The following is a 22,716-nucleotide window of genomic DNA, read 5'->3' as shown; positions in this document are numbered from 1 at the left end:
CAAGGTTAATAAGCATGCCGAGGGCTTCTTTTGTTATCCTTATTGGTACAATGTTCTAAACGTTGCCCCGGTGTCGCGTTCAGCCCACAAAGCCTTAAATAGAACTTTTTTCATCAGTCAGAATTGGTGATGGCCGTGGAAGTCGAGTCCGCCCTTGAGAGATTCCACTCACTTAAACTGGCCGACATAATGCCGAGATTCGAAACGATGCCTGTGGTAACGGCCGATTCTGACATCCTCAGCGTCCTCAAGATACTCAGAACCAGACACCACGTTTGGGTGGTAGAGAGCAGGGAGAGCATGAAACTGGTAGGGGTTATCCGCTACATAGACGTCATAGACGTCCTTCTGCCGCCTGAAGCTCACAGGTTCAAGCTGGGAATGACGAGCAAAACCATGAAATCGATGCTCGGCGGGGCCACAAGGGCGGAGGACGTTGCGGAGAGGCACGTGCTGACGGTGGAGGAAGACGCCACAGTCCTTGATGCTCTCACAAAGATGCGTAAATACCGGATTCAGGTGCTGGCGGTCGTAAAGGACGGCAGGCTGGTGGGAGAGGTGAGTCTGCGCATACTGATAGACGAACTCCTGAGACTGCTCCGGGTAGGTGGTGCCCAATGGAAAGCGTGACATGGCTGCTCTTCGCCCTTGGAATTTCGCTCATCCTCGCGAAGATAGGGGACAGCATCATCGAACGCTACGAGCTCCCGGGAGTCCTCGGAGAGCTGCTGATGGGAATGATACTCGGAAACCTGGTTTACTTCGGTATCGTTGCGCCCCAGTACCTGCCGATAGTCAGCGGCGAGGGGTTTGCCACGGACATGACCGTGGTGGCCAACTTCCTCGCCAAGCTGGGTATAATATTCCTCCTGTTTCTCGGTGCCCTCGATGCAGACCTTGAACAGCTCAAGAAGACGGGAGTTACCGCAACGGTCTCGACGGTTCTCGGTGTCTTTGTTCCCCTCGTCCTCGGCTGGTTCGCCCTCATGGAGATGGGTTACCCGAGCAGAGAAGCCTTTGCCGGTGGTGTCCTGCTGACCGCGACGAGCATCGGCCTGACCGTCAGGGTGATGATGGATCTGGGCGTTCTCAAGAGTGAGGTTGGTGCTGCCTCCCTGAGCGCGAGCGTCATGGACGATTTTCTGGGCATAGCCCTCGTCATCTTTGCCGTCGGAAGCGGCGGCCTTCTGGAGCTCTCGGTTAAAATCGTGGCGTTCTTCATTCTCACCGGGGTCATCTGGTGGTTCCTCGTCGATTATTACATAAAATTCGCCGAGAGGCTTCACGTGGAGAAGGGAATCCTCGGAGTGGTTCTCGGGATGATGTTCCTCTTCGCGGCTTTAGCTGAAGGCTGGTTCGCGGCTGCAATAGAGGGTGCGTTCATGATGGGCCTCGTCCTCTCAAAACTGCCAGAAGGAAAGCGCCTCATGGAGGACGTGAAGGCCATCGGCTACGGCCTGCTGATACCGTTCTTCTTTGTCCACACGGGAGCGATGCTCAACCTTACGGTCTTCGAGAACGCCAACGCCCTTATCCTTGCCGCGGTCCTCACTACCGTTGCTGTCTTCGGAAAGGTCTTCGGAAGGGGACTGGGAGCGTGGATAACCGCTTGGGGACGCGGAAGGGCTTTCCTCTTCACCAAGAAGAACTTCTGGATGTCGCTCCAGATGGGCATTGGTTCGGTTCCGAGGACAGAGGTCGCGCTCGTTGACCTGATGGTGGCGATACACGGGGGAGCGATAAGCCCCGAGCACGCTCCGGAGTTCATAGCGGCGACCCTGATATTCATAACGGTCTCGGTGCTGATAACGCCGCCACTCCTCAAGTGGGCGTTTAAGGAAGAGATAGAGACAACGAGGGCACAGAAGGCCAGTGCAAAGGTGGAGAGAATCCAGGCAACCAAAGAGAAGATAAGGGAAATAAAGGGCTCCCATTGAAACCTTCGTTTTATTTTCCTTCAGAGTCTATTTTAACGTGGTTATAGCCCCAGGTCAATTTTCAACCTGGTGAAACACAACAGTCCTGGAAATATTTATACGCCTAGCCTGCATATCAAAAAGTAACGGTGATGATGTATGGGAAAAATAGCAAGAATAACTTTGCTATTCATCGCAATAATTTTGATTATTTTACCAAACCTGTCTAGGGCTAACATCTCAAACGCCCCTTCTCAGCCCGTTAACATAAGCTCGTGTGCACTCATAAACCAGTCGGGATATTACATACTCACCAGAGACATAAATGCCAGCGAAAGTATGATGTGCATTATGATAACCGTCAGCAACGTTGTCCTTGATGGAGCGGGGCACACTATCGAAGGTCTGGGGAACTACCACACTATCGGGATATATGTCAAAGGCTCAACAACCCTCACAAACGTTACGGTCCGGAATCTAACAGTTAAAGAGTGGTTCCATGGAATACGTTATGAGAATGTCATTGGAGGGCTCATAGAAGACAGCATGATCACAAAAAACTTCGGATTCGGTATTTTTCTGTCTCAATCCCGCAACATCACGATAACTGGAAATGCCGTGGATTCTAATTACTGTCCGGGGATATTCCTTCACAATTCAAGCGACAACACGATTTCAGATAACAGCGTGAGCTTTAATACCGAGGGGATTTCCCTCAGCGCCTCCAGCAATTCAAACCTGGTACTGGATAACAACGCAAGCTCAAACACCAACAGGGGAATCACTGTAACGTATTCAAACAACAACACAGTATCCATGAACTATATAGGGAGAAACATTCATGAAGGTATCTTCCTGCAGGAGGCCGGGGGAAACACGATAACAAAAAACAACGTAATCTCAAACGGATATCACGGGATTAACCTCTACTCAAGCAGGCAAAACATCGTAACCGACAACTATGTAGCGCTGAACAGGCAGGATGGAATTGTCCTCCACTCAGCGTCCCAGAATGTAATATCCGGCAACACAATACTCGAAAACCGTTTCCGCGGAGTCTCCCTCTGGAAATCCAGTGGCTCCAACACGGTGGCCAGCAACACAATAAGGGCTAACAAGGATGCGGGAATATCTATCGACTCCTCAAACAGAAACATCATTGCTCACAATAACGTGGGCTCCAACAGATACGGAGTGTTCCTTTTCAATTCCAACGACAACCTAATCTACGACAACTACCTGAACAACACTAAGAACGCCCAAGACAATGGGGAAAACAGGTGGAACATTGAAAAAACAGCTGGCACAAACATAGTCGGCGGCCCGTGTCTCGGGGGAAACTACTGGAGCGACTACTCCGGAAGGGATACTGACGGGGATGGCTTTGGGAACACCATGTTGCCATATACCGCCGGCGGGAACATTCTGCACGGTGGAGACTATCTGCCTCTCGTGCCGGTCTCCGAAAACGCGTCCTGCACTCCCGTCACGACCACATCAACGACATCAACGGTTTCTCCTTCGTCCACGGCCTCATCTATCGCCACCTCCTCCACCAGCACCGTTAGTTCCTCGACCACAACACCGTCAAAGCCCACTTCGTCAACAACCACCCCTACGACGACTTCGGAAGGAAGAGAAGGCACAGCCTCAGGTACCGGTGGGGAGAAGGCGACCATATGCGGTCCCGCCCTGCTGTTGGGGTTAGCCCTAATCCCGTTCATCCTGAGGAAACTTAAAGGGAAGAGATAGAAAATGGAAGGTAAGTCTCAGCCGAAGAACGCCCCCATGGCGCTCATTTCCTCCTCGCTCATGGACTTTATTTTGAACTCGGGCATCTCGGGAAGCAGTTTCTCGTATTCTTCCTTTGTTATCTCCTCAGCCCCTCCGTTCCTGACACGGTAGAAGATGCCGTATTCGGGGTCGCGGTACGCAATGAGGAACTCTTCGACCTCAATGTCATCGAACTCCACGAAGATGACGTTTCCGCCGGTGTAGGGCTTCCTGCACTTGAATGGGAAGCTTGAGGAGTTGAGCATCGCATCACCCAAAGCTTGGTTGGCCTTCTCGCCGTTTATCTCGGTCCAGAACTTTCTGCCCTCGAAGTCACCCTCAACGACGATGAGAAACCTCTTCCCGTCGAGCTCGACGATTGGCCCTTTCTCCGCGAGTATCTTAAACAGCCCGCCGATTGTCTCGGCGTTTCTAAGGGAAGCAACGAATCCTTCAACCTTCATAGTTTCCACCGAAACTGGTTTCAGCTAGGACTATAAAAGGCTTAAGCTTTTTATTGGCCACACCCATTCAAGGTTGATGGTGTCAAAAAGGCAGTACCTCAGAAAGTGGGGAATTGTCATCGCCTTTTCAATCCTGGCCGGCCTAGTTGGTGGTTTGGGGGCGATAGTCTTTAGGGTATTCATAGGAGTGGTTCACAGGTTTTTCTTCGAGTGGCTTCTCCCCCGGGTTTCCTACGAGGTGGGAAGCTTTAATCTCGGTTACATACTCCTGCCAACGCTCGGCGCGTTGGTGGTCACACTCTTTGTCATCAAGTGTCCCGAGATTAAGGGGAACGGCATCCCGGAGGTCATAGAGGCCGTCATATTCAAGGGCGGCAACATCCCCGGAAAGTTCGCGGTTCTGAAAACGATAGCCACGGCGATAACCATAGGCTCCGGCGGCAGCGTGGGACGTGAGGGACCGATAGGATTCATCGGGGCTTCCCTGACCTCCATTCTGGCACGTTGGTTCAACTTATCGAGGGAGATGAAAAAGCTCCTGGTCACCTGCGGTCTGGCGGCAGGTATAGCCGGCACCTTCAACACCCCACTCGCGGGGGCGATGTTCGCCCTTGAGGTCGTTTACATGGGCGCGTTTTCCATAAACCTGGTACCCATATTCATAGCCGCGGTTACGGGCAATGCCCTGACGCTGGCAGTGCTGAACAGGGCAGTCGAGATAGAGATACCCGGTGGTATCGGGCACACACTACCGGAGCTCCCCCTGTTCTTTCTCCTTGGGTTAAGCCTCGGCCTCCTGGCGGCATTCTACGCGCGGTTCCTCTACCGTGTAGTTGACGGGTTCTCGAAGGCCAACGTGCCCGAAGTCATAAAACCCGCGATGGGCGGCTTCGGAGTCGGCGTTCTTGGAATGCTGTTTCCAGCTTATGGCATATTCGGAATAGGCTACGAGGGCATGAGGATGGCGTTTTACGGCGAGCTGGCGATTGGACTGCTCGTGACTCTAGGGCTGGTCAAGATGCTGGCCACCGCCCTGACGCTTGGCTCAGGCCAGAGCGGCGGCGTCTTCGCCCCGAGCCTATACATTGGAACCATGTTCGGAGCTGCCTTTGGACAGGTTGTGAGGTTCCTCTTCCCCGATCTCGGCTCGAACCCAGCAGTCTACGCCCTGGCCGGAATGGCGGCCTTTTTCAGCGGCATGACGCAGGCACCGCTAACCCAGATACTCATGGTCACGGAGCTGACGAGGAGCTACGCCGTTCTACCCGCGGTGATGACCTCCGCGACCATAGGCTTCCTAACGGCCAGGTTCTTCCTCAAGGGGGAGTCCATCTACACCCTCAAGCTCATCAGGAAGGGCTACCATGTAACGACGGGCAAACCGGTCATACTCGAGACTATCTCCGTCGGAGAGATAATGACGAGGGAGCCGGTTTACGTCCACAAAGACGCGACGCTTCTCGATGTTGAGCATCTGATAAGCGAGACTGCCCACGACTGCTTTCCCGTTGTCGATGACGATATGAACGTAGTCGGAGTTGTGGGAATAAAGGACATCCTGAAAAAGCCAACTTCGCTGAAGAGAATCCGGGTCGAGAGGTTCCTGGAATCAAGGCCATTTACCGTCACGTACCCAACGGAAACAGCAGAAGATGCCTTTGAAAAGCTTATGGAGTACGACCTGAACTTGCTTCCCGTGGTCCGTTCAGAGGAAGAGCCAAAACTCATCGGGGTAGTGACCAAAAGGGACATATACCGCGCCTACTACCGCGGCCTGGAGGGAATGTACATAGACTGAGGTGGTTTCATGCAGGTTGATGCCGACCTTCACATACACTCGCGCTACTCCAAGGCTGTCTCGAAAGCCATGACCATCCCAAATCTCGCCGAGAACGCCAGGTTCAAGGGCCTCGGCGTAGTCGGAACCGGTGATATACTCAACCCTAAGTGGGAAGGGGAGCTGCTGAAGTACACCGAAAAGGTGGACGAGGGGACCTACGAGAGGAAAGGGATTCGCTTCATCCTCACAGCCGAGGTTGAGGATAACCGGCGCGTTCACCACGTCCTTATCTTTCCAAGCATCTCGGCCGTCCGGGAGATGAGGGAGGAGCTGAAAAAGTACTCTGGCGACATAGAGACCGAGGGGAGACCGAGGGTTGGCCTTTCCGCGGCGGAGATAGCCGAGATGGCGAACGAGTTGGGAATTCTACTCGGGCCCGCACACGCTTTTACCCCGTGGACGAGCCTCTACAAGGAGTACGACAGCCTGAAGGAGGCCTATGGAAACGCTAAAATTCATTTTCTTGAGCTGGGCCTCTCTGCAGACAGCGAGATGGCCGATAGGATAAAAGCCCACCACCCGCTGACTTACCTCAGCAACAGCGACGCTCACTCACCGATGCCCCACCGCCTCGGGAGGGAGTTCAACCGCTTTGAGGTTAAAGAGGTCACCTTCGAGGAGATACGGAAGGCCATTTTGAAGCGCGGGGGGAGAAAAATCGTCCTCAACGCCGGCCTTGACCCCCGTCTTGGTAAGTACCACCTTACCGCATGCTCCCGCTGTTATACGAAATATTCGCTGGAGGAGGCCAGAGCTTTTAGGTGGAAGTGCCCAAAATGCGGGGGCAGGATAAAGAAGGGCGTTCACGACAGAATTCTTGAGCTGGCAGACACCGATGAGAGGCCAAAGGACAGGCCGCCCTACCTTCACTTGGCTCCGCTCGCTGAGATAATCGCGATGGTGATAGGGAAAGGGGTTGAGACGAAGGCAGTGCGCGTAATCTGGGAGCGCTTTTTGAAGGAGTTCGGGAGCGAGATAAGGGTTCTCGTCGATGTCCCCCTTGAGAGCCTGGCGGAGGTTCACGAGGAGGTCGCAAAGGCGGTATGGGCCTACAGGGAGGGCAAGCTGATAGTAATCCCGGGAGGCGGAGGAAAATACGGCGAGATAAGATTGCCAGAGGAGATAAGAAAGGCCGGAATAGAAGACCTCGAAGCCCTTGAGGTTGAGGTTCCAAAGGAGGAATACCGGCCGAGGCAGACGAGCCTCATGAAGTTCCTCGGGGAAAGCTGGAAGGCTAAGTAAAGCACCTTCCCCTCGAGCCGGTTCTTTTTATCACCTTTCTGCACGCTTTTCTAAGCTTCTCCGCATTCTCCTCTGGAACTCCATCGTAGGTGAAATCCCAGGTTCCCATCTCTATCCCTGCGGCGTACTTGATTTTCCCGTTGTCCCTCAGGATTGGGTAGAACTCGATGTGGAGGTGGTAGAAATCGTAACTCCCCTTGAACGGTGCCTGGTAGACCATCATAGTGTACGGCATGTCCCTCTCCAGGACAGTGTTGAGGGTTCCTGTCGCAGTTCTGAGAGCGTCGGCCAAATCCATGAGCTCTTCCTCCGCCAACTGGGTGAGCCACTGAACGTGCCTTTTAGGATAGATATGGATCTCAAAGGGCCAGTTCGCGAAGAAGGGTAAAAAGACTGCAAAGCTTCTGTTCTCGTAGATTGCCCTCTCACCCTCCATCTCTTCTCTTAGAATCCTGCAGAAGAGGCACTCGCCGGTGCGTTTGAAGTATCCCCTCGAGTTCCCGATTTTGAGGCGAACCTTGAGGGGTATAAACGGCATCGCGTAGAGCTGGCCGTGGGGATGGGTCAGGCTAACACCTATCTCCTCGCCCTTGTTTCTAAAGATTGAGACGTAGGCAATTCCAGGATTTTTCTTCAGTTCTGCGGTTATATTTTTCCATAATTCAACAACCCGGGCCATAGCGTCGAGGGAAAGCCCGTCGAGGTCTTTGACGTCGTGCTCAGGCGTTTCAACTATCACGCTGCACTGGCCGAGAGCCCGTGCCTTCCTGTAAAACCCACCTCGCTCGGTCCTGGGGGCATCGAAGGACAGCATGGGGAACCTGTTCGGAAGTAGGAGAACCTCCCAGCCGTAGCCGGTCTCCTCGCTCCCGGGACAGAAGGGGCAGAAGTTCTTCGGTCGCCACGGGCGTTTCCTCCTCACCGCGGAGACCATGACCCACTGACCGGTCAGGGGATTGTACCTCAGCTCCCTCATCTCCATCACTAACTTGGATTTGCGGAAGAGCATAAAAGCTTGGCGAAGGCTTTAAATCCAATGGCCCAACTGGGAGTGAGGGATAAAGGTGGAGAGGGAGATAATCGAGCTCTTTACGAGGCACCTCGGAATTCAGGGCGATTTATCTCTGGGTGACGACGCCGGGGCAATCAAGCTCGGCGACGAATGGCTGGTAGCAACCAACGACATGCTGGTGAGAAAAACGGACGTGCCGGATATAATGACGCCCGAGCAGGTAGGCTTCAAGATAGTCACCATGAACGTGAGCGACGTTGCTGCCATGGGAGCGAAACCCCTGGGATTTCTCTTCTCATTGGGTGTTCCGCGGGATATTGAGATGGACTATCTCGAGGGCATTGCGGAGGGGATAGGAAAGGCCCTTGAGTTTTATGAAGTCCCAGTTCTCAGCGCCGACACGAACGAAGCGGACGATTTGATAATAGACGGAATCGCCCTTGGAAGGACGAAGAGACTCCTCACGAGGAGCGGGGCAAAGCCGGGTGACCTGGTCTGCGTGACCGGCGACATCGGCAGGGCTCTGGCGGGCCTTCTCGTCTGGAAGCACGGGCTCAACGTTCCCCCTTCCACAAAAAAAGCGCTCTATGAAAAGCTTCTTGAACCCCGGGCAAGGGTTCGCGAGGGAATCGAACTGAGCAGGATTGCAAACGGAGCAATAGACATAAGCGACGGCCTGAGTAAAGAACTGCACCTACTGGCCGGGATGAGCGGTGTGAGGATAGAGATCGATGCCCGAAAGCTGCCGATCGGGGGGGAGGTCAGGGAAGTGGCCGAGGCCCTTGGGCTGGATCCAATTGAAATTGCCCTCGCGAGCGGGGAGGAGTTCGAACTCGTTTTCACAGTACCCGAGGGAAGGGTAGATGATCTCCAGATGGAGTTCACCGTGATAGGACGGGTCGAGAGGGGGGACGGTGTGTACATTACCATCGACGGAAAAAGACAGAAGATGCCCGTTCTAGGCTGGGAACACCTTGCCCAGGGAGCAAAAGGGACGTATAGAGAGATGTTCCGATAACGTTTTAAAATCCTGGGCCGATTTAAGGTAGGTCATGACTATGCTGGAGAGTATCGCAACGTCGGCGCAGCAGTATTTTTCAGTGGTCGTTAGCGCGTCCCTCAAGTACCTCATCTTAGCCTTTCTCACGTACTACGTGAGCGTCGTTCTCTACGGCATCCGCTGGAAGCTCGTTCTGAGGGGCGTCGGTAGAGACGCACCCCTGCATGAGCTCATCAAGGCTATCCTAGCTTCGATTTTCATGAACAACGTCACTCCAATGAGCAGGAGCGGGGGAGAACTGCTCAGAATGGCATGGGTTTCTAAAAGGGCGAACATACCCACGGGAGTTTCCGCGGTCAGCATAGTCTACGAGCGCATACTGGAAACCATCCCCATATTCGCCCTGTTCTTAGTTGGTATGATGTACTTCTCATCCGGGGAACCCCTCCCGTTCATAATCCTCGGTATAGCCGGCGTGATCCTGGTATGGATTAAGTGGGATGCCTTCGTGAGGCTCTCACTCAGGCTTTTCCGAACCCCCGTGACGGATGAAGAGATGCGAAAGATAACTGCACTCCGGAGCATGCACAGCCTCAACATGGCTGCGGTGCTGCTCAGCTCCACCGTGTGGCTCCTCGATGTCGTCAGATTGAAACTCATAGCCCTCGCCTTTGGCCTCAACCTGGCGTGGAGCTTCATAGCGGTTATCTCAATAGCCAACCTGCTGTTTGGCCTCATCGCCTTCACCCCCGGAGGTGTGGGAATAATCGAGGGGGGCCTCGTTGGAACACTCACGTACTTCGGCATCCCAATGGCGCTCGCGGTTTCGATAACCCTCTTGGAGCGCTTTGTCTCGTACGTCGCCAGCAGTCTAGTGGGGCTAGCGGTTCTCCTGACGTCCGGAGGGGTCGAGATATGGAAAGCCTTAAGATCGCAATAGCAAGCGACTGGTTCTACCCGAAGATAGGGGGAATAGAGTCCCACATCGATGAACTGGCCCGCAATCTTCTTCTTATGGGGCACGAGCCCTACGTCCTAACCCACGACTACAGGTACATGAAACCCTACGTTGACAGCTTCCCTTATCCTGTCGTTAGGTTCCCAGCGACGCTTTACTTCAAAAAATACCACTCCAGCGTGGGATTTTCACAGTTATGGAGAATAAACGAGTTCTATAAGAAGACAGGATTCGACATAACCCACATTCACAGCATATACTCACCCCTGGCAGTGGCGGTGTCAAAAATATCAAGAGGAATTCGGAACGTTCCTGTCGTAGCCACCAACCACTCCTTCTACGGCAGGCCCTCCCTGGGTTTCCTGATGGGGCCATTCATCAGACACCACCTCAAACGAATAGACACCTTCGTCGCCGTCAGCACACCCGTCGCCGAGGATACTAGAAATCTGTTGGGGAATAAGCTCAACGGCCGTCCAGTCCTTGTGGTTCCAAACGGAATAGACGTTAAAAAATGGCGCCCGCCAGAGCCGGAGGAGAGGGAAAAAGCCAGGAGAAACCTCGGGGTGAGGGACGAGATAGTGGTGCTGTACCTCGGAAGGATGACCGAGCGCAAGCAGGCGCACCGGATACCGATAATGATGAAGGAAGCACTCAAACGGAGCGAGGTTCCGAAAACCAAGGTTAAGCTTATAATGATAGGAGACGGCCCGATGCGCCCCCTGCTGGAGAAGAACCTCCGAGAGACTGGCATAGGGGAGATAACCGAACTGTACGATTTCATGGAGAGAGGAAGGCTTCTCCCGCTGTACTGGGCAGCCGACCTAGTTCTCATGCCCGGCATCCTAGAGGCCTTTCCCGTTGTGGGGCTTGAGGCCATGGCCACAGGGAATCCCGTCATTGGCCGGAACGAGAGTGGACTATCGGACATGGTCCTTCACGGCATCACCGGCCTGCTGGCCGTGAGTGAGGGTGGAATGGCGGACAACCTTGCCGAAGCATTTCAGAACAGGGAAAGGCTCGTGGCCATGGGGATCGAGGCAAGGAGGAGGGTCGAGAAGGAATTCTCGTGGGAGGTTGTACTGCGGCGGCTTATGCGGGCGTACCGCTGCACCATGGAAATAGGGGAGAGTCTTGACAGGCTGTACCTGCTGTACAAGCTGATGAGGAGGCTGGGATGATGCTCGTTTCAATAACATTTGACGTTGAACACGACTGCCCGCCGTACCTGACGGCCACGAGGGGCATGGAGGAAGGGCTTCCGAAGCTGCTGGATTTGATGGCCGAGAAGAAAGTCAGGGCAACGTTCTTCTTCACCGCGGAGATGGCAAGGCGCTTTCCAGAACTCGTGAAGCGGGTTATAGACGAGGGACACGAGCTGGGAAGCCACAACTACAACCACGAGCGGCTGGACAGACTCAGTAGGGCAGAAGGTGAGAGGGCCATCGCCAAGTCTCTAGAGGTTCTGAGGGAGTTCGGCGAAGTTGTTTCCTTCCGCGCCCCAAACCTGCAGTTTCCTAGTTATTATTATGATATACTGGCAAAAAATGGAATCCTGGTTGACTCATCCAAGGCAACCTACAAGGGCTATCGTGAGGGTGTGCGGTTCTTTGGAGATGTTCTTGAGGTTCCGGCATCTACCACGAGCTCCGTTATAAGACTGCCATGGAGGGTACAGAAGCTCATCCACCCCCGCTTGAAGGAGCCCAAGGTTTACTTCGCCCACCCCTGGGAGTTCGTTCCCATGCAGAGGGAAAAAATCCGGTGGGACTGCAGGTTCAACACCGGGGACAAGGCCATTGAGCTGCTCGGAAGGCTTATTGATTATTACAAGAGCCGGAACGCAAAGTTCCTGACGATGCGTGATTACTACAATGAATACCAAAAACTTAAACGTGAGTGAACCTACTACAATGCGGTGAGAAGCATGCGTGAGGCTATGTACTGGGAGCCGCTAGAAGGCGGAAAGGTGAGGTGCAGACTGTGCCCCCTCAACTGCATCATAAACGAGGGCCAGCGCGGCTCCTGCAGGGTGAGGAAAAATATCAACGGAAAGCTCTACACGTTCAACTACGGTAAGGTCTCGGCGATAGGGACGGACCCAGTTGAGAAGAAGCCCCTCTTCCACTTCTGGCCCGGATCATGTGCACTCTCGATAAGCACGGTCGGCTGCAACATGCACTGCAAGCACTGCCAGAACTGGGAGATAAGCCAAGCTGATGAAAGCTTTCCCTACCTCCACGACATGAGTCCAGAGATGATAGTTGCGATGGCCAAGCGTTACTCCTGCGAGAGCATAGCCTACACCTACAACGAGCCGGTTATCTGGTACGAGTTCGTTCTCGATACAGCGAGGCTGGCAAAGAAGGAGGGAATTTACAATCTCCTCATAACCAACGGCTACATAAACGAAGAGCCGTTTAGAGAACTCGCGCCCTACATAGACGCGATGAACATAGACATCAAGGCCTTCAGCGACGAGTTCTACATGAAAATAGCCGGCGTTCCTGGCGGCGAGCCGAGCAGGAGAACAGCGGTTATAGCAAAGAAAGAATTCGGGATCCACGTCGAGCTGACGTATCTCATAATACCCACGCTCAACGACGGGGAGGATGAGATAAGGACCTTTGCCAGATGGGTGGTCGAGAACCTCGGCGAAGATACGCCGGTGCACTTCTCGCGCTTCTTCCCGCACTATAAGATGAGCCACCTCCCCCCAACACCGATTGAGACGGTCGAAATGGCCTACCGCGTTGCCAAGGAAGAGGGACTCAAATTCGTCTACGTCGGCAACATACCCGGACACGAGGGGGAAAACACCTACTGCCCCGGCTGCGGCAAACCTTTAATAGTGCGCTGGGGATTCAAAATCACGGAGTACCACATCAAGAGTGGGAAGTGCGAGTACTGCGGTGAACCCATTCCCCTAGTTGGGGAGTATCGAAAAAAGCGATATAACTGGATGTGGTGGTGAAATTGGGGACGATTGAGGTTATTTTTTACATCGAAGGTGTTGGGAACGACAAGAAAGTTTTAGAAAGGGCCCTGGAGGAGACTGCGAAGAACCTCCGAGAGGAGAAAGGCGGCAAGATAAAGTACGTGAAAGTGGAAGAGGTTATAGAAGAACCTGAGGAAGAGTTGTTAAGGTATTCCGGAGTCATAGAGGCCCAAGTTGCTGGGAACCTTGCCGATATCGTTCGCCTGACCCTCAGGTATTCCCCCGCAGTGGTAGAGGTCCTCAAGCCGGGGAAACTGGAGATTGAGTCAAATGAGCTCATGAAGATCCTTGGTGAGATATCCCTCTTCATGGGAAAGCTCATGAAGCAGTTCGGCGGTCTGGCCGTGTATCCCAAGCTTGACGATCTCCCAGAGCCCAGGATAGGCTATTCCAGAGAGGAGATTGAGGAGCTGATAGTTGAAGACAGGAACATTCTTTACCGCTTCGTGATAGAGGTTTTCGGAGAGGACGAGGAAGGCATAAAGGCCACCATGGGAAAGGCCCTCAGCATTGAGGGGTGCAGGATAAACAAGCTCGTTGTCCAGGGACAGGTGGAGGGGGGTAAATTCAAAGGTCTTCTCGCCGCGGAACTTCTCTCTGACTTCGAAACCCTGGTTCAGCTCACCGCAAAGTATGCCCCCGTCGCGATCTCCATCATAGAGCCTGAGATCATAGACGTGACCGCCAATGAGCTCCAAAATACCCTGACGGATCTCGGTGGTTTTGTCAATGAGCTTGTGACGAGGCCTGTGAAGAGGCAACTCATGGAGAAAAAGAATACTGAGTTCAAATTGAACCCCTGATATTATCGGCAAAAGGCGAAAAGCCTATAGGCATTTAATTAAGCTCCCTTTCATTTTTACGGCAATGAGCGAGCTTCTTTTAAGCGGAGAAAGGGTCTGAAAGCGAAAAGTATATATACCCTAACCAGGTAGAAAGTCATTGACAATACATATTAGACCATCCCAGGGCGTAAGCCCAAGCTTAAGGAGGTGTTGGGAAAATGAAAGTGAAGAAGATCGCGGCCCTTGCAATTGGTGCCGCAATGGTTGGAGCCACCATGGGCTTTGCCAGCGCTCAGCCGACCGTCCCGAACATACCGAAGGACTTCTTCGTTAACGCCGACGGAACCCCGAACGTTAAAATCGTCGTTGGAAGTACCGCTGCTGCTATGGATGTTGCCAGCGCCGCTGATATAGCCGTTGCCCTTGGCAGCCTGCTCTACACCAGCGAGCAGGCCGAGGTTCAGAACGGCTACGTCAAGGTCAAGGCCGAGTACGCACCCAAGACCATCTGGAAGGACACCATCTACGCTTACAACTACACAACCATCGAGGCCCACGACGCTGTTGCTGACTGGGTTTACAAGTACGAGGACCTTCCGGCCGACTACTGGTGGAACGGTGCCGGCTACGACATGACCTACAATGACTGGAAGTCCTGGTACAACTTCACCGTTGAGATTAAGGACAAGGACAAGATCAAGGATGAACAGCTCATTGACTGGGACATAAGCGTCAAGAACATCGAGCTCAAGTCCAAGAACCCGAGCGACTGGGACAAGACCTACCCGCCGAAGGACGCTGACATAGTCATCACCCCTGGCAACGTTACCGTGTTCGTTGACTACAAACTCTACAACTACACCTACTGGGAGGTGTCCAAGGTCCTGGACGGCTACCCCGAGTGGGGTGTCGATCCCGAGTACCAGAACACTACCAAGTGGGTCATAGGCGACGCCAACGACGTCCCGGACAACTTAGTTGGCAGTGAGGTTTACAAAGAGGGCGTCAAGGCCGGCGACACCTTCACCGTGTTCGGCCAGACCTTCTACGTCCTCAGCGTCGGCGACGGCCAGTTCACCGCCGGTCTCGACAAGGGGGAGGCCTGGTACCAGGTCGGCCAGCCGCAGGCCATCGAGGGCACCGACTGGATAGTCACCGTCCTCGACATAAGCATCATCGACCAGAGGGCCCTCGTCGTCGTCAAGAACGCCGTCACCGGCCAGGAGAGCGACCAGAAGATACTGGAGGAGGGCCAGGACGTTGACATCTTCGGCGACGGTAAGGTCGTCCTCAAGCTCCTCGACACCTTCGTCGGTATCGACGGCCACCTCATTGCAAGCATCGCCGCCAGGGTCGATGTCCAGACCTGGGAGAGCGGCAACACTATAACCTACGACGGCATCAAGTGGGCAATGACCATCAACACCGTTAACAACGATACTATAACCAACATAACCCTCACCAACAAGGACGAGCTCAAGGGCAACCCGGTGGACTTCTTCGGCACCTACAACCTGTTCTACAAGTTCGAGATGAAGACCCTCAACGAGGTCAAACTCAAGGATGCTGGATACACCGACTGGGACATCAACGGAAACGGTGGCGACCCCGAGGACAAGGACTTCATCGTTGCCTACGCCTACATCTGCCTCAAGGAGAAGGAGGGCAAGGTCATTGAGAAGGAGCTCAAGGTCGGCGACGACGTCCTCGACACCGACTACAAGGTCGAGGGCATCTACGGTGACGTGATGACCCTCAAGCCGGTCACCAGCCCGATAACCGTCATGGACTACGAGGTCAACATGGACGACCCGGGAAGCAACCTCATTCTCATCGGTGGTCCGGTTGCCAACAGCCTCACCAAGTACCTCGTCGAGCAGAACATCAGCCAGGTTGACTGGTACAACAGCCCAGGTGACATCGAGTACATCCAGGACGCCCTTGGCGGCTACGACGTCGTCATCGTCGCTGGTGCCACCAGGGACGAGACCAAGGTCGCCGCCGAGGCCCTTATGGAGTACCTCGCTGGCCTCTGAAGGCCTTTCATTCTCTTTTAATTCCCTTTTCTGGGGGTTTTGACATTGGATCAAAAGAGATTCGCAGTGGTTCTTGTGGTTCTTTTGGTGGTCATTGCTCCCATCAGCTACGTGCTTTACTCGTACCATAGCTTCGGTGCAGTGATACATCCAGGAACTCCTAGGGCATCCACGCAATATGTCATGATATACACACCCTCGGGGCAGTTCTATACGCTGACCGCGGAGCAGTACCAGAAGCTGATTGAGGAGGGCACGAAACCCCCAGCAGGTTCAAAGCTCTTCAATATCACCGTGAACAGTTACATCACCGGCAGCCCAGAGGTCGACCTCAACCTGACAATCAGAAGCTTCTACGAGTACTTCACCATAGTGATGGGCGATCCCTCCGTCACCAACTGCAAAGATGCTCCCCAGCTGTACGTGGGGGACTGCAGATACAGAACTCTCACCGTTTCGGAGATATCGGGTGTGGTATCCAACATATTCACAACGAACTATTACATCAGAGGGCTCCAGTTGGGATACGATAACGCCACCGCCAAGCAGTATGCATTCAATCAAACGTGGCTCAGATACAGAAAAGCCTACCTGAACTTCTGGACAAAGGTGGACATAGGCCGGGGCAAGCTAGGAAACGAGAATCATCTGGTGGTAATCCTCATCGGACCGGCAGAGGGTGCGACGGAGAACAGAATATTCGCCCCCCGGAAGGGCACGCTGGTAATAGAGGGAACCACCGACGAAACGCTGAGGGCAGAGGTTGTGCTGGTAGAAAACATCATAGGGTTCTCCTGGCCGGAGAACAGTACAGCTACACGGTGATCAGTCCCTCCAGTATCTCCCTTTTATCCCTTCCCACCGTGAGGAAGAACTCGTTCTCGTCCCTGAAAGGCCGCTTTGAAAGGATCCTCACAACGTTCTTCTTCCCGATGCCCGGCAGGTACTGAAGAACCTTGGGAGTCTCGGTGTTCACGTTTATAGGAACCGGGACGCCGGTGATACTCCTGAAACCGTGTCCAACGACGAGAACGTTGTAGAACCTGTTAAGCTCGATTTCCTTGGGGATGCCCACGATGAGGGGATAGCTCCCGATCTGCCTGCCGTAAGTCAGGCCGTTCTCAACGACCTCAGCACGGACATCGCGAAGAATGGTCCCCACTGGAACGAGGCGTTTCAGCATTGGAAGGTCAATCTCGTGCCGTATCTTGTACTTGTAGTGCTGGATGAGCTTCCTGTGCTTCTCGGTTTTTACCTTCCCCCTCATGTGCCAGAGAGGAGTGCCGGGGAAGATGACCACTTGGCGTATGTTGATCCTCCTGACCATCAGCCCCTCCTCCAGAAGGCGCTTAAGAAACTGAAACGTCAGCTCGTAGCTCTTCTTGGTCTCTCCTGGCAGGCCAAAGATGATGTTGATTCCAGGGAGGAGCCACGGCATACCGTTTGGGCCTCTCTTTCCCCCGATCTCATTGAGGAGCTTAACGGCTTCATAGGTCTCTTCGGCAGTTGCGTTCAGATTGTTCAGCTTGGCAACCTTAGGATCGGCACTTTCAAGGCCGAAAGCCACCACGTTGCCGGAGGTTCCGTATTTTATCAGGGCCTTTGCTATCATAATTGCCTCCTCAGGATAGTTGGCTATAACCGCTGGATTGGCGTTATCAACGTGGAGGGTTTTAACGTCCGGTGCAACGGAGCGGATTCCTCTGAATAGCTTTTCAATGGCGTCAGGATTTGGGATTGGAACACGACCGTTTGGTTTTGCCATATATGAGAATATACAGCTCTGCCTTCCAACCCGGAAGTGCCTGACGCCAAGCCTGTAGAGTGCCTCCACTTCTTTAACCACATCTCCTATGGGCCGGTTCTCAACTTTCCGGTACCTCACAGGCTCCGTGCAAAAGGAGCAACCCCCTATTCCCGCCGCCTTTGGACAGCCGCGCTGGGTCTCAATCTCCACTATGACAAAATCGGGGTAATCGGGGAACTGCCTGACCACCTCGGCTCCAAGAATCGCGTAGTCTCTGAGTTCGTCATAGGTTCTGAAGCGAAAGGGGTCTGCATCCCCGGGATTCCTCAGGAAATCATAAAGGAACGCCTCAAGATCTCCGTAGACTATGTGGTCAAAAACCGTTTCAGCCAAGGTTAACTCGCGGGAGCTTATCCTCGTACCACCGGCATGGGCCGACCCCATGAAAGCCGGTCCGCCGAGGATTTTAATTCCCGGGAAAGGTCTCAGGAACTTGGCAACTTCCTCAACCTGGGAGGGAATCGCTGAGAGGTACTTCCCGGGGGTATGGAGGCCCCCGATGTAAATGATGAGCTCGGCCTTTTGGAGAATTCTCTGTACCTGGGAGAAGTTGGGGGTCTTGTTTTTGGTGGCTATCCCATTTTCACCTTCGAACGTCGCCCTTAGGTCGTCTATGGTGAGGTAAAAGACTTCGGCGTTAGGTCTAGCTTTCTTAATCGCTCCGTAGGCATAGCGCGGGTATATTCCCAAGTAAGGCGGAACACCAAGGCCCGCAGGTTCATCAGTGTAACCATCGATGATGGCGATTATCATGGTGTGGAGTTTCCCGGAGCCTTTTAAAAATCAATCGCCGGCGAAAAGTATAAACACGAGAAACCCGTAACGTATTCGGGGATAGTCATGAAGACATCCTTATACAAGACTGAAAGGGAAAAGGCAAAATTTAGAGAGATACTCACGGCAATCTCCAAACTAAATCACAAGGAGTTGCTGGCATACTGGATGGATCAGGAAGTAAAGGAGGCGGAGATGTACCACAAACTTTACCAGCTAAGCCGCGATGTCAATTGGGATGAGAGGGTGTCCAAGCTATTCTTCCAGCTCTACAAGGAGAGCCTGGGACACGCGGAGGCCCTGCTGAAGATGTTCAAGGAAATGTTTCCAACTGAGAACCCCCCAAAGGTCACTCTGCCTGCCCTTGAGGTAGAGCTCTCCGAGGAGCGGCTTAGGGATATGGTCTACCACGGCGGCCTCCGGGACATTCTGGAGTACCTGATGGGAACCGAGAAGCTGGCTCACGACGTTTACCGGTATCTGTCGGAGAGAACCGAGGACGAGAACTCCAAGGCAACGCTGATATGGCTCGCCAACATAGAGAATGGCCACTATCAGAAACTAAGGAACCTGTACGTTACCCTGTTTGGAACCGAGCCGGAGGAGTAATCAGCCCAGAATCTTTTCCGCAACGAGAAACTCCTCGATATCTTTAACTTCCATTGGAGTGAGCTGAAAGACCCTTTTTTTGGCATGGGGCATCGTGAAGAGAACCTCTCTGGCCCTCCTGAATTCATCCTTGCCAATGCCGAGCATATGGTGGGATTTCTTCAGGGCGGCCAAAACCGTACTCCTCCTGTGGTGAAAGAGCGCCCTCACCAAGTCTTCGTTGAGTTCTATCCGCTCGTCTTTCGGTTTGGGTTCTAGCACCACTACTGCGGAGTCCACCTTCGGCCTCGGCCAGAAGGCACCCCTACCGATGCGCTCCACGAGCTCAGCATAGGCCTTCGCCCGAACCATCAATGAGAGACGGGAGTAGTTCTTATCCCCCGGCTCCGCCACCATCCTCTGGGCGAACTCCAGCTGGTATATGAGAACGGCCCTCTCGAACTCATGCCTCAAAAAGCGGAAGGTTATGGGGGACGAAATCTGATAGGGAAGGTTGGAGACTATCTTGTTGAACTCCGGAAACTCAACCCTCAGTGCGTCGCCCTCTATTATCTCGACGTTCTGCCAGTCATACTCCTTCCGGAGTATCTCAATGAGGCGGTGGTCTTTTTCAATGGCGTAGACCTTGCCGGCCCTCTTGCTCAGGGCATCGGTGAGGACCCCGAGACCAGGGCCAACTTCGAGAACGATGTCGTCATCCTTCAGTCCGGCCCTTTCGACGTTCCGTTCGATTATATCCGGCACTACCAGAAAGTTCTGTCCGAGAGCAGAGTTAGCCTTCAGATTGTATTTGGAAATGAGAGAAAAGAGGCGCTCCCTCATACGCGGAATATCCTCCTGGAACCGACGAAAAGCCTGTACCTGTCCTTGCCCTCAAGCTCATCGACGACGCGCTTGGCTATCATCTTTGCCGGGTCGGGGAGTCCCTTAACACGGTGACGGAGGTCGTCGAAGCTTTTGAAAGGCTCCTTCTTGCGCTCGTCCAGTATTTCCCACATGTGCTTCTTTCCAATTCCGGGCAGCAGTTCCAGGCTGTGGAGCCTGTTGGTTATTGGAGGAGCCATGTTGAAGAACTGCACGAAGCGCTCCTCGTTGTTCTTAACGATTTCTTCAACAACATAGGGAAGCTCGGCCTTGGCCGTGGCCGTTAGCTCATCGTAGTGAATCTTTTTGTTTATCATGAGAATCTTGTCCCTCTGGCCTTTACCTATGAAGACCCTCTCATAGAGCATGAGATCCTCCTTAGGGGCAACTTCAAGGAGCGTGAAGGCCTTTTCACCTATAACCTGCGCCACGGGCTTTCCGGTTCGCCTTCCGGTCCTCAAATCGGTGTAACCCTCGGGCAGATAGTCCAGCACGTAGGCGTACTCCTCATACTCAACGTTCCGCCTCTTCTTTTCGAGGCTTTCCCTGTAAGAATGTCTCCGGTACCTATCCATTGTCTCTCCCCCAGAAGTTATACCCTCCCGGAGTTTTTATACTTTGTCTAGGAAAAGGAAAAGAAGAGGTCACTCCCTGTAGTCGTCAAGGAGCCTTATTATCTCCTCGGCTTCCTCTTTGGTGGGCATGTAGTCCTCCTTGCTGAAGATTACCCTTACGTCGAAGTAGTCCTCGGGCATCAGGTCAACGAGCTTTGCTGCTAACCTCTCATCCATCCACTCGAAAAGCTCCATGAGCTTCCCCTTAAGCTCAACCGCCTGCTCGGGCTTGAGCTTCGCAAAGCGCTCGGCGTGCTCAAGGCTAACCCTAGCCTCGTAGAACATCGGCTCCTCAGGGTTCTCCTCCACCCCCTCTGCCTTGCGCCTCTCGAGGAGCTCCTTGGTTTCGGCTACCGTAAGGTACCGCTCCTCGAGCTTCTTTCTCCCGATCATGCTCATCCCTTCTGGGCCCTAAGGTGAACCGGGTGGATGAAGAAGGTCTTAACCTTGCCGCCGTCCTTAATCTGAACGACGTAGGCGTCGCCGCGCTTACCAACTACAGTCCCGGTTCTTCCGTGGAACCTCGGGTCGGGCATTCCCCTGTGATAGCTCGGCTCGATAACTATGTGGACCTTCTGCCCGGTTTCAAACTCCTGAAGGAACCTGGTGAGAGGCGGAAGCCCCCTTCTCCTGGGGCTCTTGCTGAGCTTCCCGCGGGTCTTCCTCCTAAAGCTGTGGGCCTTTTTGACCATTCCCATCACCTCACGGATTTTTATCCATCGCGCAACGGACGCAAAGACGTATCCAGCTTTTCGAACCTTTTCGGCATATCAACTAAGCCTGTTATGGCTTCGCTATCCAATCGGCGAGAACCGTTTATAAAGTTTTCAGTCATCGAGGATGTTCAGCACGTCCAGCCTTTCACACCAGGCGGACTTTCCGAGGAGGTCACTCACAGAGGGCTTTGTGCGGCCTCTGTCCCCCGATACCAGCTCTTTGATGTAAAGACCCCCGTCAGTGACGAGCCTGAGCTCAAAGTGGTTCTCATCCAGCCACCTTGCCTCGGCCTCGTGAACCCTCTTGACCCTGACCCTGTCCGCTCTAGCCTTTCTCACGCGCCAGGGAGTCCGCTGATGAACTTCAAGGCCTCCGAGCTCCCGGGCAATACGTTCAGCTTCCTCGGGTGTTACCCCCTCCTCAACACGGACGAGGGCAAGGTATTCCTTGCGGTGATTCCGGGTGAGAACTTCTTCGGCTTCTTTCGGTGAAACGAAGCGCAGGTTCAGGACCTCTACCTTTCCGCTCGCGTTTATTTCCTTCGCTATCGCGTCAAGGTCGAGTCTCCTTCGTTTGGGACGCTTGATTTCAACTATGAACGGCCGTCCGTTTCCGAGCATACGGACGTCAACGTCCTCCCTCCCGGCACCTTTGAAGACGCACTTCCCCCTGCTCGCCCTGGAGAACGCACGGCAGATTATTGAGGCGACGCTGTCCTCAAAGTCCGGCAAGGGTGTCTGAGGTATTCCACGCACGAGCTTCCGGTAGCGACCGTAGATGTGGATAGGGTTTATCTGGAGTTCGATTTTTCCGGAGTAGGCCTCAACTATGAAAACAACGTCCGGGTTCTTGGCGGTGTCCTTTCCGGTGGCCAAACCAAAGGCCTTTCCAAGCTCGCGGTTGAACTCACGGTTTATCGGCTCGGCTGTATCGATTCCGAATTCCCTCCAGATGGCCTCTTCCATCTCGCGTATCTCCCCGGGAAAGCGGGAACCGACGAGGAACGTCTCGAACTCGATACCTTCAGCCGCCTTCTTCATATCTCCAACGAGCTCGGGAATTCTTTCAAAGATGTCTTGACAGAGCTCACACCTTTCGGGCTCTTCAATCGGTGGCAGCCCCTTAGCTGAGCGCTCCATATTGAGAACGAACCTTATCGCCCTTCCGCGCTCCTCGTTCGTGCCTCTGCCGAGTTTCGCGAAGAGTCTCCCCAGGCAGTGGTTGCAGAGTCCATGAGACTCAAGCACCCTTTCGGCGTTCTCAATTATCATGCTCCCACCCTAAGATTTATATCTCGCCAGTCAGAG

The 22,716-nt window shown here is 53.7% G+C and carries 22 protein-coding genes; 14 read left to right on the top strand and 8 right to left on the bottom strand.

Annotation, left to right across the window (positions count from 1 at the left end; translation table 11 throughout):
• Positions 1-129 precede the first annotated feature (129 nt).
• The 3 genes from E3E25_RS03540 (at position 130) to E3E25_RS11565 (ending at position 3,668) form a co-directional block, all read left to right on the top strand.
• Complete coding sequence (locus tag E3E25_RS03540) at positions 130-630, top strand: HPP family protein (RefSeq protein ID WP_206204654.1); 501 nt, start codon at positions 130-132, stop codon at positions 628-630.
• Complete coding sequence (locus tag E3E25_RS03535; protein WP_167891838.1) at positions 618-1,937, top strand: cation:proton antiporter; 1,320 nt, start codon at positions 618-620, stop codon at positions 1,935-1,937. Before E3E25_RS03540 ends, E3E25_RS03535 begins: the two co-directional genes overlap by 13 nt.
• Positions 1,938-2,075: 138 nt before the next feature.
• Positions 2,076-3,668, top strand: coding sequence for a nitrous oxide reductase family maturation protein NosD (locus E3E25_RS11565; RefSeq protein ID WP_167892650.1), 1,593 nt, complete (start codon positions 2,076-2,078; stop codon positions 3,666-3,668).
• A gap of 17 nt (positions 3,669-3,685) precedes the next feature.
• Here E3E25_RS11565 and E3E25_RS03525 read toward each other — a convergent pair whose 3' ends face one another.
• The gene (locus E3E25_RS03525; RefSeq protein WP_167892649.1) at positions 3,686-4,153 is read right to left on the bottom strand and encodes a hypothetical protein; all 468 of its coding nucleotides are present in this window, start codon (positions 4,151-4,153) and stop codon (positions 3,686-3,688) included.
• 76 nt (positions 4,154-4,229) lie between these two features.
• Here E3E25_RS03525 and E3E25_RS03520 point away from each other — a divergent pair, with 76 nt between their 5' ends.
• Positions 4,230-5,951: a chloride channel protein gene (locus E3E25_RS03520; protein WP_167891837.1), complete on the top strand. Its 1,722-nt coding sequence runs from the start codon at positions 4,230-4,232 to the stop codon at positions 5,949-5,951.
• Between the two features lie 9 nt (positions 5,952-5,960).
• A complete protein-coding gene (locus E3E25_RS03515; protein WP_167891836.1) occupies positions 5,961-7,235 on the top strand; it encodes a TIGR00375 family protein in 1,275 nt (424 codons plus the stop codon).
• Here E3E25_RS03515 and galT read toward each other — a convergent pair.
• Entirely contained in the window at positions 7,228-8,211 is a 984-nt protein-coding gene (galT, locus tag E3E25_RS03510; RefSeq protein WP_167892648.1) for a galactose-1-phosphate uridylyltransferase, read from the bottom strand. The genes E3E25_RS03515 and galT overlap by 8 nt on opposite strands.
• Positions 8,212-8,299: 88 nt before the next feature.
• On the opposite strand from galT, the gene E3E25_RS03505 reads away from it, so the two are divergent.
• The 8 genes from E3E25_RS03505 (at position 8,300) to E3E25_RS03470 (ending at position 16,849) form a co-directional block, all read left to right on the top strand.
• Complete coding sequence (locus E3E25_RS03505; protein WP_167891835.1) at positions 8,300-9,265, top strand: thiamine-phosphate kinase; 966 nt, start codon at positions 8,300-8,302, stop codon at positions 9,263-9,265.
• Between the two features lie 40 nt (positions 9,266-9,305).
• On the top strand, positions 9,306-10,187 hold the full coding sequence (locus E3E25_RS03500; protein WP_167892647.1) for a flippase-like domain-containing protein: 882 nt from the start codon (positions 9,306-9,308) through the stop codon (positions 10,185-10,187).
• Entirely contained in the window at positions 10,163-11,386 is a 1,224-nt protein-coding gene (locus tag E3E25_RS03495; protein ID WP_167891834.1) for a glycosyltransferase family 4 protein, read from the top strand. Before E3E25_RS03500 ends, E3E25_RS03495 begins: the two co-directional genes overlap by 25 nt.
• Entirely contained in the window at positions 11,386-12,108 is a 723-nt protein-coding gene (locus E3E25_RS03490) for a polysaccharide deacetylase family protein (protein ID WP_167892646.1), read from the top strand. The genes E3E25_RS03495 and E3E25_RS03490 overlap by 1 nt, the downstream gene beginning before the upstream one ends.
• A gap of 24 nt (positions 12,109-12,132) precedes the next feature.
• A complete protein-coding gene (gene amrS, locus E3E25_RS03485; protein WP_167892645.1) occupies positions 12,133-13,179 on the top strand; it encodes an AmmeMemoRadiSam system radical SAM enzyme in 1,047 nt (348 codons plus the stop codon).
• A 2-nt stretch (positions 13,180-13,181) separates the two neighbouring features.
• Positions 13,182-14,006, top strand: coding sequence for a hypothetical protein (locus E3E25_RS03480; RefSeq protein WP_167891833.1), 825 nt, complete (start codon positions 13,182-13,184; stop codon positions 14,004-14,006).
• A gap of 200 nt (positions 14,007-14,206) precedes the next feature.
• Positions 14,207-16,024 carry an S-layer protein gene (locus E3E25_RS03475; protein ID WP_167891832.1) on the top strand — a complete coding sequence of 606 codons (1,818 nt, stop codon included), beginning with the start codon at positions 14,207-14,209 and terminating at the stop codon, positions 16,022-16,024.
• Between the two features lie 45 nt (positions 16,025-16,069).
• On the top strand, positions 16,070-16,849 hold the full coding sequence (locus tag E3E25_RS03470; protein ID WP_167891831.1) for a hypothetical protein: 780 nt from the start codon (positions 16,070-16,072) through the stop codon (positions 16,847-16,849).
• On the opposite strand, the gene E3E25_RS03465 is transcribed toward E3E25_RS03470, so the two are convergent.
• On the bottom strand, positions 16,839-18,584 hold the full coding sequence (locus E3E25_RS03465; RefSeq protein WP_167891830.1) for a radical SAM protein: 1,746 nt from the start codon (positions 18,582-18,584) through the stop codon (positions 16,839-16,841). The genes E3E25_RS03470 and E3E25_RS03465 overlap by 11 nt on opposite strands.
• Positions 18,585-18,671: 87 nt before the next feature.
• Here E3E25_RS03465 and E3E25_RS03460 point away from each other — a divergent pair, with 87 nt between their 5' ends.
• The gene (locus tag E3E25_RS03460) at positions 18,672-19,214 is read left to right on the top strand and encodes a ferritin family protein (RefSeq protein WP_167891829.1); all 543 of its coding nucleotides are present in this window, start codon (positions 18,672-18,674) and stop codon (positions 19,212-19,214) included.
• On the opposite strand, the gene rsmA is transcribed toward E3E25_RS03460, so the two are convergent.
• From rsmA to E3E25_RS03435, 5 genes are all read right to left on the bottom strand, one after another.
• A complete protein-coding gene (rsmA, locus tag E3E25_RS03455; protein ID WP_167891828.1) occupies positions 19,215-20,036 on the bottom strand; it encodes a 16S rRNA (adenine(1518)-N(6)/adenine(1519)-N(6))-dimethyltransferase RsmA in 822 nt (273 codons plus the stop codon).
• The gene (locus tag E3E25_RS03450; protein WP_088180133.1) at positions 20,033-20,653 is read right to left on the bottom strand and encodes a DUF655 domain-containing protein; all 621 of its coding nucleotides are present in this window, start codon (positions 20,651-20,653) and stop codon (positions 20,033-20,035) included. The genes rsmA and E3E25_RS03450 overlap by 4 nt, the downstream gene beginning before the upstream one ends.
• Positions 20,654-20,722: 69 nt before the next feature.
• Positions 20,723-21,085, bottom strand: a complete 363-nt coding sequence (locus tag E3E25_RS03445) for an RNA polymerase Rpb4 family protein (RefSeq protein ID WP_167892644.1) — start codon at positions 21,083-21,085, stop codon at positions 20,723-20,725.
• Positions 21,086-21,087: 2 nt separating this feature from the next.
• On the bottom strand, positions 21,088-21,384 hold the full coding sequence (locus tag E3E25_RS03440) for a 50S ribosomal protein L21e (RefSeq protein WP_088180131.1): 297 nt from the start codon (positions 21,382-21,384) through the stop codon (positions 21,088-21,090).
• A gap of 135 nt (positions 21,385-21,519) precedes the next feature.
• The gene (locus E3E25_RS03435; RefSeq protein WP_167891827.1) at positions 21,520-22,680 is read right to left on the bottom strand and encodes a tRNA pseudouridine(54/55) synthase Pus10; all 1,161 of its coding nucleotides are present in this window, start codon (positions 22,678-22,680) and stop codon (positions 21,520-21,522) included.
• Positions 22,681-22,716: the final 36 nt, after the last annotated feature.

The organism is Thermococcus sp. MAR1 (assembly GCF_012027305.1).
In the GTDB taxonomy this organism is placed as follows: domain Archaea; phylum Methanobacteriota_B; class Thermococci; order Thermococcales; family Thermococcaceae; genus Thermococcus.
Note: the sequence above shows the minus strand (reverse complement) of the source record. Positions and strands in the feature narration are given on the sequence as shown.